This is a genomic window from Nocardia carnea NBRC 14403, assembly GCF_000308515.1.
In the GTDB taxonomy this organism is placed as follows: Bacteria; Actinomycetota; Actinomycetes; order Mycobacteriales; family Mycobacteriaceae; genus Nocardia; species Nocardia carnea.
Window position 1 is genome coordinate 18,945 of sequence record NZ_BAFV01000116.1, and the last position, 13,924, is coordinate 32,868.

At 66.6% G+C, this 13,924-nt stretch carries 13 protein-coding genes; 4 read left to right on the plus strand and 9 right to left on the minus strand.

Annotated elements, in window-relative coordinates; genetic code table 11:
• Positions 1-283 precede the first annotated feature (283 nt).
• From ON22_RS28880 to ON22_RS28910, 6 genes are all read right to left on the minus strand, one after another.
• Positions 284-1,186 carry an NAD(P)-dependent oxidoreductase gene (locus tag ON22_RS28880; protein ID WP_033245765.1) on the minus strand — a complete coding sequence of 301 codons (903 nt, stop codon included), beginning with the start codon at positions 1,184-1,186 and terminating at the stop codon, positions 284-286.
• An 8-nt stretch (positions 1,187-1,194) separates the two neighbouring features.
• On the minus strand, positions 1,195-1,569 hold the full coding sequence (locus ON22_RS28885; protein WP_033245521.1) for a carboxymuconolactone decarboxylase family protein: 375 nt from the start codon (positions 1,567-1,569) through the stop codon (positions 1,195-1,197).
• A gap of 45 nt (positions 1,570-1,614) precedes the next feature.
• On the minus strand, positions 1,615-2,421 hold the full coding sequence (locus ON22_RS28890; RefSeq protein WP_033245520.1) for a TauD/TfdA dioxygenase family protein: 807 nt from the start codon (positions 2,419-2,421) through the stop codon (positions 1,615-1,617).
• A complete protein-coding gene (locus tag ON22_RS36420; protein ID WP_086007828.1) occupies positions 2,418-4,022 on the minus strand; it encodes an aldehyde dehydrogenase family protein in 1,605 nt (534 codons plus the stop codon). Before ON22_RS36420 ends, ON22_RS28890 begins: the two co-directional genes overlap by 4 nt.
• A gap of 26 nt (positions 4,023-4,048) precedes the next feature.
• Positions 4,049-4,663, minus strand: coding sequence for a hypothetical protein (locus tag ON22_RS28905; RefSeq protein WP_156052355.1), 615 nt, complete (start codon positions 4,661-4,663; stop codon positions 4,049-4,051).
• 131 nt (positions 4,664-4,794) lie between these two features.
• Positions 4,795-5,421 carry a TetR/AcrR family transcriptional regulator gene (locus tag ON22_RS28910; protein WP_033245518.1) on the minus strand — a complete coding sequence of 209 codons (627 nt, stop codon included), beginning with the start codon at positions 5,419-5,421 and terminating at the stop codon, positions 4,795-4,797.
• Positions 5,422-5,538: 117 nt separating this feature from the next.
• Between ON22_RS28910 and ON22_RS28915 the strand changes: the two genes are divergently transcribed.
• Complete coding sequence (locus ON22_RS28915) at positions 5,539-6,486, plus strand: SDR family NAD(P)-dependent oxidoreductase (protein ID WP_051158236.1); 948 nt, start codon at positions 5,539-5,541, stop codon at positions 6,484-6,486.
• Positions 6,487-6,490: 4 nt separating this feature from the next.
• Here the strand turns inward: ON22_RS28915 and ON22_RS28920 are convergent, their stop codons facing one another.
• Positions 6,491-7,066 carry a TetR/AcrR family transcriptional regulator gene (locus ON22_RS28920; protein WP_231508669.1) on the minus strand — a complete coding sequence of 192 codons (576 nt, stop codon included), beginning with the start codon at positions 7,064-7,066 and terminating at the stop codon, positions 6,491-6,493.
• A 189-nt stretch (positions 7,067-7,255) separates the two neighbouring features.
• Here ON22_RS28920 and ON22_RS28925 point away from each other — a divergent pair, with 189 nt between their 5' ends.
• From ON22_RS28925 to ON22_RS28935, 3 genes are all read left to right on the plus strand, one after another.
• On the plus strand, positions 7,256-8,605 hold the full coding sequence (locus tag ON22_RS28925; protein WP_033245516.1) for a hypothetical protein: 1,350 nt from the start codon (positions 7,256-7,258) through the stop codon (positions 8,603-8,605).
• Entirely contained in the window at positions 8,602-10,029 is a 1,428-nt protein-coding gene (locus ON22_RS28930; protein WP_033245515.1) for an acyl-CoA reductase, read from the plus strand. The genes ON22_RS28925 and ON22_RS28930 overlap by 4 nt, the downstream gene beginning before the upstream one ends.
• A 180-nt stretch (positions 10,030-10,209) precedes the next feature.
• On the plus strand, positions 10,210-11,757 hold the full coding sequence (locus tag ON22_RS28935; RefSeq protein WP_033245762.1) for an AMP-binding protein: 1,548 nt from the start codon (positions 10,210-10,212) through the stop codon (positions 11,755-11,757).
• A 52-nt stretch (positions 11,758-11,809) separates the two neighbouring features.
• Here ON22_RS28935 and ON22_RS28940 read toward each other — a convergent pair whose 3' ends face one another.
• Together ON22_RS28940 and ON22_RS28945 are read right to left on the minus strand one after the other, a co-directional pair.
• Positions 11,810-12,847 carry a phosphotransferase gene (locus ON22_RS28940; protein ID WP_033245514.1) on the minus strand — a complete coding sequence of 346 codons (1,038 nt, stop codon included), beginning with the start codon at positions 12,845-12,847 and terminating at the stop codon, positions 11,810-11,812.
• Positions 12,844-13,917 carry a phosphotransferase family protein gene (locus tag ON22_RS28945; RefSeq protein ID WP_033245513.1) on the minus strand — a complete coding sequence of 358 codons (1,074 nt, stop codon included), beginning with the start codon at positions 13,915-13,917 and terminating at the stop codon, positions 12,844-12,846. The genes ON22_RS28940 and ON22_RS28945 overlap by 4 nt, the downstream gene beginning before the upstream one ends.
• Positions 13,918-13,924: the final 7 nt, after the last annotated feature.

Consider the following 13,924-nt stretch of genomic DNA (forward strand, 5'->3'; position numbering starts at 1 on the left):
AGCGAATTCTGTGCCGGGGATGCAGGAAACCTCGGCTCGTTATCGCGATCAGCGAGGAGTTTTCCGACGCATTCCGGCGCCGTCTCGAGCGACGGTGACAGGCCGTACCGCGGAGAATCCGTGAGTGAGAGCGACGCTATCGCACCGGATCCGGGTCGAACCGACCCGTGTCCGACTCGGCAGTCGTCCGCCGACTCGGGCACGCAGCACGATCGCAAGGTGTGCCGGCTCGGTCGAGCCACGTGCGCGCCCGTTGAGCCGAGGTGGTGCGGAGACGATCTGCCTAGGTGCGGCGGTCGCGCCTTCCGTCGACGATCACACCGGCGGCCGCCTCGAACGGTTTCACAATGGTCGTGAAGTCCGAGTCCGGGCCCTCGGATTCGGTGGTCGCCTCCCAGCTCCGGGCGACCGTTTCGGCGAGTTCGGTGGGAGTGCCGAGCTTCGCGGCCTCCTCTAGGTAGAGCCGGACGTCCTTGGTCATGAGCCCCGTGGCGAAGCCGAAGTCGAAGGTGCGGGGCAGCACCGAGCGCGGGAATTTGTCCCGGCTGGCATGGGTCGCGCCCGAGCCGGCGTTGAGTACATCGATCATGACGGTGGGGTCCAGGCCGGCCTTCACGCCCATGACCAGCACTTCGGCCGTGGCGGCCAGGGTGGCGGCGGCCATCAGATTGTTGATCAACTTCATCGTCTGGCCGGCACCGGGCTCGGTGGCCACGAGATACGGCCGGCCCAACATCTCGAGAAGTGGCGTGACGGAGGAATATTCGTCCGCCGGCCCCGACGCCATGAGGGCAAGGGTGCCGTGACGAGCTCCCGCGACACCGCCGCTCACGGGACAGTCCAGCATGGCGATCCCGCGATCGGCCAGCAGTGCCGCCAGCTGCCGGGCGGTATGCGGGCCGATGGTGGAGAGTTCGACGAGCCGGCGGATCCGGGAACCGTGAATGACGCCCTCGCGTCCGGTGGCGACTTCCAGGGCTGCCTGTGGTGTCGGCAGGCTGGTCAGCACCGTCTCGGCGCGGTCGGCCACGTCCGCGGGGGAGGTCGCGGCGGCGGCGCCGAGCGCGACCGCACGGTCGATCGATTCGGCGCGGGCGTCGAACACTACGAGCCGGTGCCCGGTTTCCCGCAGCCGGGCGGCCATCGGGAACCCCATGTTGCCCAGCCCGATCAAGCCGATGTCCACGGTGCCCACTAGTCGTTGTCCGTCTCGGCGAATGCTTCCCGGGCGATCCGGAAACCGTCGACCGCAGCCGGTACACCGGCGTAAACGGCGACCTGCAGCAGTACCTCACGGATCTCGTCGCGGGTCACCCCGTTGTTGAGGGCTGCTTCGACGTGGGTGCGCAATTCGTGCGGCCGGTTGAGTACCGAGAGCATGGCGAGGTTGAGCATGGAACGCGTTTTCGGCGAAAGTCCATCGCGCCCCCATACCGCTCCCCAGCAATACTCGGTGACGAGGTCCTGCAGCGGCCGGCTGAAATCGTCGCCGGCGGCGTTACGGACGTAGTCCGCGCCGAGCACCTGGGTGCGGATCCGGCGACCCTTGTCGTAGGTGTCCTGGTTCATGGACGGCTTTCCTGCCTGTAGTGGGTGGCGGCCCCGGGCCGGGGCTTAATTCCAGGCCTCGTCGCCGGCGAGCGTCGTGCGGTGCATGGTCCGCTCGGAGGCCGGATCGTAGGGCAGGGCCCGGTGCAGCATGCCGGTGTTGTCCCAGATCACCAGGTCACCGGCCGACCATTCGTGGGTGTAGCGGAAACGGTGCTGGGTGGACCACTCCAGGAGTTCGTCGAGGAGTTCGCGGCTACGATCCGGCGCCATACCGACGATATGGTCCGCGGTGGCGCCGATGACCAGCGAGCGCCGGCCGTCGCGGCGCCGCCATACCAGCGCGCTCTCGTGGGTGGGGATCCGGCGCCACTGGGCGAGTTGCTGTTCGGTGGGGTCGGGGTGCACCGCGCGCTGCGCCGCCTCGAGGCTGTGCACCACCCGCAGGCCCGCACAACGTTTGCGTTCGCTCTCGGGCAGGTTCTCGTAGGCGGCGTAGGTGCTGGCGAATTCGGTACCGCCGCCGACCATTGCGACGTGCCGTGCGGTGAGCATGGTGGCCTTTGCGGGTACCCGGTTCGTGGTGTCGTCGATATGCCAGCAGAAGGTTCCCTCGAGGTATTCGGCGGTGGGGTTCTTGGCGGGATCCAGCGAAACAGTGAAGATCTCCCGGCCGCCGGGCGCCAGCACGGTGCCCAGTTTGCGGCTCAGTTCGAGCTGAGCCGAGTCGTCGAGGTGGGCACCGCGAATCAGCAGTACGCCGCGCCACTTGATCGCCTCGCGGATCCGGGCGACCGTGGTATCGGACAGTAGATCGCCGGCATCGATCAGTTCGGCTCCCAGTTCGGGGCTCAAAGCCACTGTTTCCGTCATCGGAACATCTCCTGACATTGTTGTGCGTCATGCTTCTCGGACCGGCGGAGGCAGCCGATCGGCGCGAGGGGCGACCAGAACCGGTGGGGGCGTGACAGTTTCACCACTACGGTTTTGGTTGCCGTGACCGCGTCGAGGGCCGCAAGGCCCTTCTCCCTGCCGTACCCGGATTTCCGGAACCCGCCGAACGGCAATTCGACACCGCCGCCGGCACCGTAGGTGTTGACGTAGACCTGTCCGGCGACGACTTCGGCCGCCAGCCGGTGCGCGCGGGAGAGGTCCCGGGTCCACAGCGCTGCCAGCAGGGCGTACTCGGTGCCGTTGGCCAGCGCGAGTGCTTGGTCGTCGTCGGTGAATGTGTTGACGGTGAGCACCGGTCCGAAGATTTCCTCCTGTGCGATGGTGGCCGCCGGATCGACCCCGTCGATGAGCGTCGGTGGGAAGTAGCAGCCTTCGGACAGGTGATCGCCGGCGGGAACGGCGCCACCGCAGAGGATTTCGCCCTGGGTGAGCCCGTCTACCATTGTGGCGACCCTCGTTTGTTGTTTGCGGGAGATCAGCGGTCCGAGCCCGGGATCGTCCCGGCCGCGACCGAGGGTGACCCGGGCGAAGCGCTGGATCACCTTGTCCACCAATGCGTCGTGGACCGATTCCTCCACGAGTAGACGTGAACCCGCCGAACAGGTCTGTCTGGCGTTCTGCAGGATCGCCCTGGTGACGAATTCCGCCGCGATATCCAGATCGGCGTCGGCGAAGACGATCTGCGGGGATTTGCCACCCAATTCCAGAACGGCCGGTACCACGCGCTGTGCTGCTGCGGCGGCTACCTCCGAGCCGATACGGGTGGAACCCACCCCGAGGGCGCGGGAGGCCACTTGGATACGCCCGATCTCGAGTCCGCGCATCATCTGCCCGAATCCCCGGCCCTCGGTGCCCCCGAGGAGTGCGTCGGCGGGGACCCGGAAATCGTCGAAGGCGAGTTCACAGCTTTCCACGCCTTTGTATCCGAGCTTGGGGAGATCCCGGGAGACGGCGAACCCGGGCCCGGGTTCCGCCAGTAGAACGCTGATGCCGCGGTGTGCCGGGACCGCCGCCGGATCGGTCTTGCACAGCAATGCCACCAGCCCGGATCTGCGTGCGTTGCTGATCCACGTCTTCGATCCGTTCACGACATAGGTGTCACCGTCGCGGCGGGCCACGGTGCGCAGGGCCTGCAGGTCCGAGCCGCCGCCCGGCTCCGTCAGTGCCATCGTCGCCCGTAGTTCGCCGGTCGCCAGTCGCGGCAGATAGCGATCCCGCTGCTCGGCGGTTCCGTAATCCAGCAGCAGTTTCGCTACGACCGTATGGCCTCCCATCGCCCCGGCCAGGCTCATCCAGCCGCGGGAGAGTTCCTCGGTGACCAGGGAATAGCAGGTCGTGGAGACCTTGCCGTCGCCCCACGGTGCCGGGATCGCCAAACCATATATCCCGATCCGCTTCATCTGCTCGATCAACCGCTCCGGGTAGATGTCGGCCTGTTCGAGCCCGTGTGCCACCGGTTCGACCTCACGGTCGACGAAATCACGGACCGTGGCGACGAACTCGGCCTCGTCATCGTCGATTCCGTAGCTGTTCACGACCTCGCTCGTCACCGGACCAGCCGTCCGGTGCGGGCCAGGTCGCGGCCGTGCGGTAGGCGCCGCGAGGCGAGGCCGGTGCGGAAATCCTCGGTGGCTGCTACGGCCTCGGCCTCGCCGCGGACGTCCCGCAGCGCCTGTCGTTTGAAAGCGCGGGCGGCGTGACTGAGCCGGTGGGTGGTGGATTCGGTTCGGCCGACGGCTTCCTCGGCGTACCGGCGTCCCCAGATCGAGACCTCGATCAGCCCGCGGTCGAGGCACTCCTGGACTCGTCCGCGTAGCCGGGCCTCGGTGGTTATCAGTGCCGCCGAGATCGCTACTGCCTGCGGCTGTGGCCCCCGGTGCCGATGGGCGAGCACGGAATCCAGGTCGAGTGCTCGTGCGCCCAGGATCCAGGCCGGGCGTGGATTGCCCAGATCGCCGGCGACCACCGTAACCTCCCAGCCGGCCATCGAGAGATCGAATATCCGCCCGCCTGCCGCGTTCACTGCATCGTCCATGCTGATCCCCAGCACCGCCAGGCGCGGCCGCAGGGGCTGGTGGGCCGGGCTGTGGAAGTACGCGAGGGTGCCGATGCGCGTCACGTCGTCCGGTGGCGGTGGCAGCGTGGAGGCGGATGGAGTCATGAGTTCTCCCTCGTTGCGGAGCGGCCGGAACGGCGGGTGCCGGAGAGTCGGCTCCGTTATAAGTATCCGATCCCGTATACTTTTAGCATAGGGCCCGGACGGCGAGGAAGTGATTGTTTTCGAGCCATGCTTCAGCGCGGCGTCGCACCGCGGAGGAACAGCCGGACGGCATGCCGGAGGTGGCGTTCCTCTTGTTGCTTCGACCGGAAGAGTCCGAAATCGGCCATCCTGCCCGGAACCAGTTCCACCATTGCGAGGAAATGTTCGGCGGCCGTCTCGATATCCTCGACGTCGACAGTGCCCTCGGTGGTGCCGCGACGCAGTACTCGGACAACCGCCCGCTGCCGCCCGGACCACATCATCGAATCCGTGCTGACCGCGAATTCCGGGAACCTGGCCGACTCGTTCATCGCGATCCGCATCAGGCGGACATTCTCCGGGTCGAGTGCGCGGTCGAGGGCCACCCGGCCGATCTCGAGCAGCGCTGTCTCCAGGTCCTTGTCGTCGACGGCGGGAGCATCCTCGGGGGAGTCGTATTTCGACAGCGCCCACGGAATGACATCGGCGAACACGGAGCGTTTGTCCGGGTAGCGCGCGTACAGTGAACGTTTCGTGATCCCGGCCTTCCGGGCGATGGCCTCCATCGTCGCGCCGTCGTAGCCGGACTCCAGGAACGTGGCGACCGCGGCCTCGCGGACCGCCTGGTTCAGCTTCTTGGCCTCGGCCTGTGTGGGTCGGCCGCGTCTCGTCTCCACCATATGGGCAGCCTATCGTCCGGCCAGGGTATAATATACGCTAAAGTATACTTATTTTGCGAGGCCGTTCCGCTCCGTCGGCGCGGTATGTATTCCCGCACCACCTGGATCGGAGTGCTGATGACGATTCCGCCCACCGCCGACAGCCCGGGGCCCGGTGTGCGGCCTACCGCCGAGGGGATCGTTTCCGGATTGGACTTGACCGGCCGCACCTGTGTGATCACCGGGGCCTCCGCCGGCCTCGGCCGGGAATCCGCTCGCGCCCTCGCCGGCGCCGGGGCCCACGTCGTCCTGACCGCCAGGCGTGACGATGCCCTCGAGGCAGCTGCTGCCGAGATTCGCCGGGAAATTCCCTCGGCGCGGCTGTCGACCGTCGTCCTGGATCTGGCTTCGCTGGACGGGATCCGGGTCGCCGCCGCGCGGATTGCCGAACTCGCACCGGCAATTCATGTGCTCATGAACAACGCCGGAGTGATGTTCACACCGTTCGCCCGCACGGCCGACGGGTTCGAAGTGCAGATCGGCACCAACCATCTGGGTCACTTCGAACTCACCCGACTGCTCCTCGACCGGCTGCGTGCGGCCGACGGGGCCAGAATCGTCAACCTCGCCTCGGAGGGGTACCGGCTCGCCGACGTCGACCTTGCCGATTCGCAATGGGAGAAACGGGACTACGACAAGTTCCTGGCCTACGGTGCGTCCAAAACCGCCAACATCCTGCATGCCGTCGAACTCGACCGGCGGCTGCGCGATGACGGAATTCGCGTCTGCGCGGTACATCCGGGCCGGGTTGCCACCCGGCTGGCCCGTCATATGACCCGCGCGGATATTGCCTCGGTTCCCGTTGCCCGGGCGAAAACGCCTGGCCGGTCCCGTCCCGATCACGGTGTTCGCACACCGCAGGAAGGTGCCGCGACCCAGGTGTGGGCGGCGGCGCATCCGGAGCCGCTCGGCCTCGACGGCGTGTACTTCGCGGACTGTGCTACCCAGCTCGATATTGCAGGCTATGCGGTGGACGCCGATCGGGCGGCGCAGTTGTGGGAACTCTCCGAACGGTTGTGCCGGTAAGGTTTCAGCGCGGCCGCAGGCCGTCGAGTAGTAACCGCACCATGAACTGCACGCGCTGGTCGAGTTGTGCGGCACTCGGCGCGCGACCGGCTTCGATACTGCGTACCTGGGTGCCGACGACCATGCTCATGAACGCGCGCGCGGCGAGGTCGGTATCGGTGGTGGTGATCTGTCCGGCCGCCGCGGCGCGGTCCAATACCTCGGCGACGAACGCGACGACCGGTCCTGTGTTCAATGTGGTGCTGAGGGTGAAGATTTCGGGGAAACGCACGTTTTCCAGAGCGAGGATCCGGTGCAGCCGGCGACCGTTCGGGGTCATGGCCTGATCGATCCGGAGTCGCGCGACCGCCTCCAGTGTTTCGGCGAGATCGCCGTTGTCCAAGCTCTCCAGCACTTCTCGTGGTACGGCCTGTGCTTCGATCGCGCGCCGGACGGCGGCGAGGAACAGGGCAGCCTTGTCGGTGTAGCGGGCGTAGACGGTGCGCTTGGCCATATGGACCCGAGTGGCGATCAGCTCGATCGTGGTCTGCTCGTAGCCTCGTTCGAGGAACAGGTCCAATGCGGTGTCCAGTAGTTCCACCTGTCGCGCACGGGCTTGTTCCTGTGTCGGACGTCCGGCTCCCCGCGGCCGATCGCGCCCTTCGCTCGTCGTCTCCACAGACGTCAGTTCATCGTATTCGGTCCATGGGTGTCGAGCGGGGTGCTACATTAATGACACCTGACAGGTGCTATTAAATCGCAGGGGTACGTGATTCTCGAAGGGTGGCCCATGATTCCGGCCATAGAACAACTGACCGAACTTGCCGACGACCCGAACCGGTTCGATCACTCTGCTGCCGAGCTGCATGAGCTGCAGATCGCGGCACTGAACGAGCGGTTCGAGGGGCGGCGCGATCGGATCGGTCTACTGAAACACCGCGCGGACGAAGCAGGCATCACCGAGATCTGCCGGTTCGAGGACATGGTCGCGCTGTTGTTTCCACACTCGGTCTACAAGAGCTACCCGGAGAGCTTCCTGACCGCGCACCGATGGGACCGGCTCGGCAAATGGCTGGGAACACTGTCCTCCCATCCGATCGCCACGATCGAGACAGCGGATATTCCCGGCATCGATCAGTGGATCGAGCGGCTGCACCAGGCGGGCCACTATGTGTCCTGTTCCAGCGGGACAACCGGGAAACCCGCCATGCTGCTCGCCTCCGAGGCCGATATGGCGTGGTCACGCCGAGACACCGTCAATCTCTTCGCCTGGGGCTCCGGTGTTCCACCGGCCCGGGACAGGCGAATGATGGGAATCGGCCTGACGGCGTCGGTGCCCAAGAACATCGTCATCGGTAAAGCCCAGCAACAGGCGTACGGCGATCCGGAGAAGGATGCGTTCCGATTGCCGGTATCACCTCTCACAGTCGAGGCGATGACCGGCCAGGTGCGGCTACGCCGCATGATCGCCGACGGCACCGCGTCACCGGACGAGCTGGCCGCCTATGAGCGGACGTCGGCGCAGCGCCAGGCCGAACTCGACCGAGCGCTGATCGCCGGCGCGGAGGCGATGATCGAACACCGCGCGGAAAAGCTCTACGTCTCGGGGATGTGGAGCACCCTGTACCAGGTCGCGGCGCTGGTCCGGGAGCGCGGTTTCGGGTCCGCCGATTTCCATCCCGACAACTGCATCTATGTGGGCGGCGGCCTCAAACGGGCCCAACTACCTTCCGATTACCGGCAATTCGTGTACGAGACGTTCAACATCCCACCCGGCCGGGAGTTCCAGAACTATTCCATGCAGGAGCTCAATTCCGGCATGCCGAAGTGCCGGGGCGGAAATCGCTATCACATTCCGCCGTGGGTGGTGCCCTTCGTACTCGACGACGCGGGCGAAACCCTGGTGTCCCGCGGCCGGGGCGAAGTGGAAGGGCGGGCCGCCTTCTTCGACCTTTCGCTCGACGGCCGCTGGGGCGGAATCATCACCGGAGATCGGATCGTCGTCGACTTCGGGCCGTGCACCTGCGGCAACAAGGGGGCGTCGATCGCCGACTCCATCGTCCGCTACGCCGATATGGCCGGCGACGACAAGATTGCGTGCGCCGGTACCGCCGACGCCTATGTCCGGGGGCTCGTATGACCGCCATCGAATCGCAGCAGGCCGCCGACACGGCGTTGTCCGCGCCGTTCTTCTTCCGCGGCGAGGTGGTCGAAGGCGCTGCCGCCGTACACCGGTCACGGGATCTGGGGGTGTCCTTCGCGACGCCCGAACTCGCCATGGACCGTGTGGTCGCTCCCCGAAGTGAGGTTCCGCCGCTGCTCGATGTAGCGCTGGACGAGATCGTCGACTTCCTGGTGGAGGCCGGACGGCGGATCCGCGACCCACGCAATCCCTTCGTCCGTGACTGCATCGACCGTATGTCGGCAACCCACACCTTGCCCCGCGCGCTACTGGAGGCCCAGGTGACAGGCGCCGCCGCCTACCTGGACAAGCAGGTGCTGCACGCGGTCGTCGAGCAGAACTTCCCCGATCCGAAAGCGCTCGACGAATGGATCCCCAAACAGGACTTCCTCGGTCGCAAAAGCTTCGTCCGGGCTTTCGCGCCCCGGTTGGTCCACGTACTGCCCGGGAATTCACCCGGGCAGGCGGTGAAGTCCATCGCACAGGGGGCGCTGGTCAAGGCGATCAACCTGTTCAAGATGTCGTCCAGCGATCCGTTCACCACGGTGGCGATCCTGCGAGCCATGGCGGATATCGATCCGGAGCACCCGGTGGTGCGGTCGATGTCGGCCATCTACTGGCGCGGCGGGGACGCGGCAGTCGAGCGGGTGCTCTTTCGCCCACAGTATTTCGACAAGATCGTTGCGTGGGGCGGCGGCGACGCCATCGACAATGTCGTCAAGTATCTCGGTCCGGGATTGCAGCTGGTGTCGTTCGACCCGAAAACGTCGATATCCATGGTCGGCCGGCAAGCCTTCGAGACCGAGGCGGCGCTCGAGCACGCCGCCGGGCTCGCTGCCGGCGATGTCATGGTGCTGAACCAGGACGCTTGTGTCGCGAGCCGGTTCGTTTTCCTGGAGGCGGACGAGGAGCAAGCGGACCGATTCTGCGACCGGCTGTACCGGCGGATCGCCGAACGCGCGACCGTATCCGGAGGCTACCGGCCGTTGGACGCGGAGCTGAGGGAGGAGATCCGCACCCTCGCGCTGCTCGACGACGAGTTCTGGGTATGGGGTGCAACAGACGGAACGGGCGCGGTGATCCGCTCCGGCGCCCCGGTCGATTTCCATCCGGTCGGCAGAACCGTCAACGTGGTCTCGGTGGAATCGCTCGACGCGGCGATCCGCCATGTCACCGTCGCGACCCAGACCGTCGGCTTCTTTCCCTTCGACCGGATGCCGGATTTCCGCGATCGGCTCGCTGCCGGGGGTGCGCAGCGCATCGTCCGTCTCGGGGAGGCGGGGCCCAGCACGATCGGCAACCCGCACGATGCCATGTATCCACTGCACCGCTTCGTTCATTGGATGGTTCACGAGGACGGGACAGTCGCGGCGTCGCCGTGATCCAGGCGGCGGCTGTACGAATCGGTCGAAACCGCCTCCACAAGCAGAATGGGATTCTACTCTGAAGTAGAGTCACGTTTCCCGCACTCGTAGCCGACGCCCCGGCTTCCGGCGACCTTGTTCTCCGGCAATGCCGCCGTACGACACCGGCGCACGCGTGCCGGATGGTTGGAGTTCACCATGCGCACAATTCCCCCAGACCTCGCCGGACGGTATGAAGAGCAAGGGTGGTGGACCCGCGACAGCCTGGGCGATCTACTGGCCCACGGTCTCGCCTCCGCGCCGGATAGCGCCTTCCGCGTGCATTCGGATACCCGGCCCTTCACCGGCACCTTCCGGGATGTCGAGCGGGTGGCGCGCCGGTTGGCCACGGGCCTGCGGGACCGCGGTGTGGAGCCCGGGGATACCGTCGCGCTTCAACTACCCAACTGGATGGAGGCCGCGGCCGCGTTCTGGGCAGCCTCGCTCCTGGGCACGGTCGTGGTGCCGATCGTGCACAGTTACGGTTCGCGGGAAGTCGGCCATATCGTGCAGACGGTGCGGCCCAAGGCGTTCTTCGGTGCCGACCGTTTCGGGAACCTGGTGTACGACCCAGCGGTATACGCGGATGTGCCGATCGTGGGCGTCGTCGGTGGAAGCGATCCTCGCCACCGATTCGAGGCGCTGCTCGCCGACGAGCCCTTTTCCGGTGTGGCACAGGTGGATCCCGCCGGGCCCGCGGTGATCGCCTTCACCTCCGGTACGACCCGGGTGCCCAAGGGAGTCGTCCACAGTCACCGGACGCTGGGCTGTGAGACCCGGATGATGTCGCAACGCTTTCCGGACGATCTGGGGCCGTTGATCAACGCCGCACCCATCGGCCATTTCATCGGTATGCTCTCGGCCCTGCTCGTCCCGGTTCTGGAAGGTGTCTCCATCGACCTCACCGATGTCTGGAATCCGGGGCGCATCCTGGAGGTGATGACCACCTACGGTGTCAGCCTGGGCGGCGGTGTGCCCTACTACGTCACCAGCCTCATCGATCATCCGGACTGCACCCGTGCGCACCTGGACCGGCTGAAGTATCTCGGTATGGGCGGCGCGCCCGTCGCCGCGCCGGTGGCCGAGCGGCTGACCGGCATGGGCCTGACCGTCTACCGGTCCTATGGCAGCACCGAGCACCCGTCGATGACCGCCTCCCACTGGACCGCGCCAGAAGCCAAACGGATCTACACCGACGGTGCTCCGCAACCCGGTGTCGAACTCCGGTTGTCCGAAGACGGCGAGATCCTCAGCCGCGGACCGGATCTGTGCCTGGGATATCTCGACGACACCCTGACCGCGGCCGCGTTCGACGAGGAGGGCTGGTACCACACCGGCGATATCGGCACCCTCGACGCCGACGGCTACCTCACCATCACCGACCGTACGACGGACCTGATCATCCGCGGCGGGGAGAACATCAGCGCGCTCGAGGTCGAAGAGGTGTTGCTGACGGTGCCCGGAGTGACCGAAGCAGTCGCGGTCGCCGCCCCGGACGTGCGACTGGGCGAACATGTCGCGGCAGTACTGCGGCTACAACCCGGCACGACCGCACCGTCGCTCGAGGATCTGTGTGCCTACTTCGCCGACGCCGGGCTGGCGAAACAGAAGTGGCCGCAGGAGGTCCATGTGGTCGACGACTTCCCCCGCAGCCCCAGCGGCAAGGTGCAGAAGTACAAGATCCGGCAGAGCCTGGCCGCGAACTGAACCGGGCGAGGTTCCGGGGGCCGAGATCCGCTCGGCACCCGGAACGTCGCCTTCACACGCCGAGGAGATCGAGGCTTTCGTGCCGGGCGACGGCCGTGGCCAGCCGTCCGGTGAGGTGCTCGATGATCGGCCGGTCGACCGCGCGGGTCATCGACCACAGGTAGAGCCCGTACGGCAGATGTGCACGGTACAGCCACCAGGCAAGTTCCCGGTCCGGCGGTTCGACCCCGTGGGCGGCCAGCCGGTGGAGGTAGTGGTCGAGTAGATCGCGTTCGGTCCGGGCGAGTTCGTCCGGGGTCAGGACAGTCGCCAGATGGTAGGCGATATCCTGCGCCCAGTGGCCGCTCTGCACCACCTGCCAGTCGATGAGACCCGGGCTCCCGTCCGGCATTTCGTAGATATTTCCGGCGTGCAGATCACCGTGGACCAGACATCGCGCGGAGGAGTTGCCCAGGGTGTCCATGGCCGCCATCGCCGCCAGCAGCCGGTCCGCGCGCCGCACATCCTCCGGGATACCGGCCGCCCGGCCGTCGTCGAGGAGCGGTTGCAGCTTCTCGACAGTCATATGCCCGGCCAGTGAGGCCAGCCGTGGTGGAAACAGCCCGCTCGCGTCCGGGCGCTTGTCGTCCCAGGTCGCCGCGTGCAGGGCAGCGAGCTGATCGAGGGTTTCCGCGGCCTGGGTGGCGCCGTAACCGACCAGGGGGTCGAGGAACCGGGCGCCCACCGCCACCAGATCGTGCATGAGAACCAGTGCGTGTCCGGTGTTCTCGTCCACGGCGGCGTGCACGCACGGCGGGGTGCGCACGGGCAGATCGTGGGCGAAGTCCCGGTAGAAATCCGCTTCGGCGCGCGAACCGCGGCGGTGCTGCGGGTTGAAATAACCCTTGGCGCACAGCGCCGGGGGAGCGCCGGCCGGATGCGCGTAGGTCACACGGAAACGCAGTTTGGTCGCCACCGTTTCGATCCGCTCGGCCACCTCGGTCGCCGTCGGAACCACCCCGGGATAGCCCGATTGCAATACGGTGGTGAGCCATTCGGGTGACAGCACGACCGCTTCGTCGAACGGCGCGGGCCCGGCAGGTGTCGTCACAGGCCCTCCTGCGGTTCGGGGATCCCCACCAGTTCGCAGGCATGCCGCAGAAAGGAGTATCGCCGGGTGCCGGTATCGACCGGCGGCAGCCGGAGAACACGCCGGGTGCGGAGGCTGAGCAGACCCGCTTTGAGGCAGGCGAATACCTCGTGCCACCGCAGATCATCGGCACGCAGCCCGGTCAGCTCCTGCCACAGGTCGATCGTTTCGTCCCTGGTCCCGAGCCCGTCGAGCCGGGGGACACCGAGGCCTGTGCTGCGGGCTTCGTCGAACACCAGCCACCAGGCGAGGTCGGCGACCGGGCCGGCCAGTGACGCCTGCTCCCAGTCCATGACCGCGGATACGCGGAAGTCCGGCCCGAAGGCGATATTGCCGATACGGGCGTCACCCCACGACAGTCCCGGTACGGAATCCGCGGGCTGATTGTCGGTGAGCCACTGCAGCAGAGTGTGGACCGTATCCGGAATGTCGTCCTCCAGCGTCCACCGTGCGTGGGCGCTCCAATAGGCGAGCTGCTGCTGATCACCCGAGGCCCCGTACTCGGGACGGTCGACGAAATCGACGGCGCCGGCCGGGACCCGATGGATCGCAGCCAACTGGCCCATCGCGTCTTCCCACAGTGTCCGCCGCTGCCCGGGGGTGGCGTCCGCGAGGAACCCGGACAGGTTGTACACGGGCATACTCACCGGCACCGAACCGGTGACCCGTCGCATCAGATAGAACGGCCGGCCGAGCACCGACGGATCCTCTTCCAGCCACAACGGTTCCGCGACCCGTACGTCGCTGTGTTGCCGCAAGGCCACCAGAATCTGGTGCTGGATACGGAACTTCGGGTCGAGGAACATCTGGTACTCGGAGGCCGGCGCGACCCGCAGTACCACCGGCTCGATACCCCGGCCGGAATGCAGCCGGACGAAGACGGTCTCGTTGGATACTCCGGCACCCTGCGGATAGGCCGGATCGTCGATCTCGACGGCGGTGACCTCGTGTCGTGCCGCCAGCCACGAATGCAGGATCGTGGCGGTGGTATCCAGATCACGACCTTTGGGAAATACAGGCGCGTGCTTCATTGCTGTG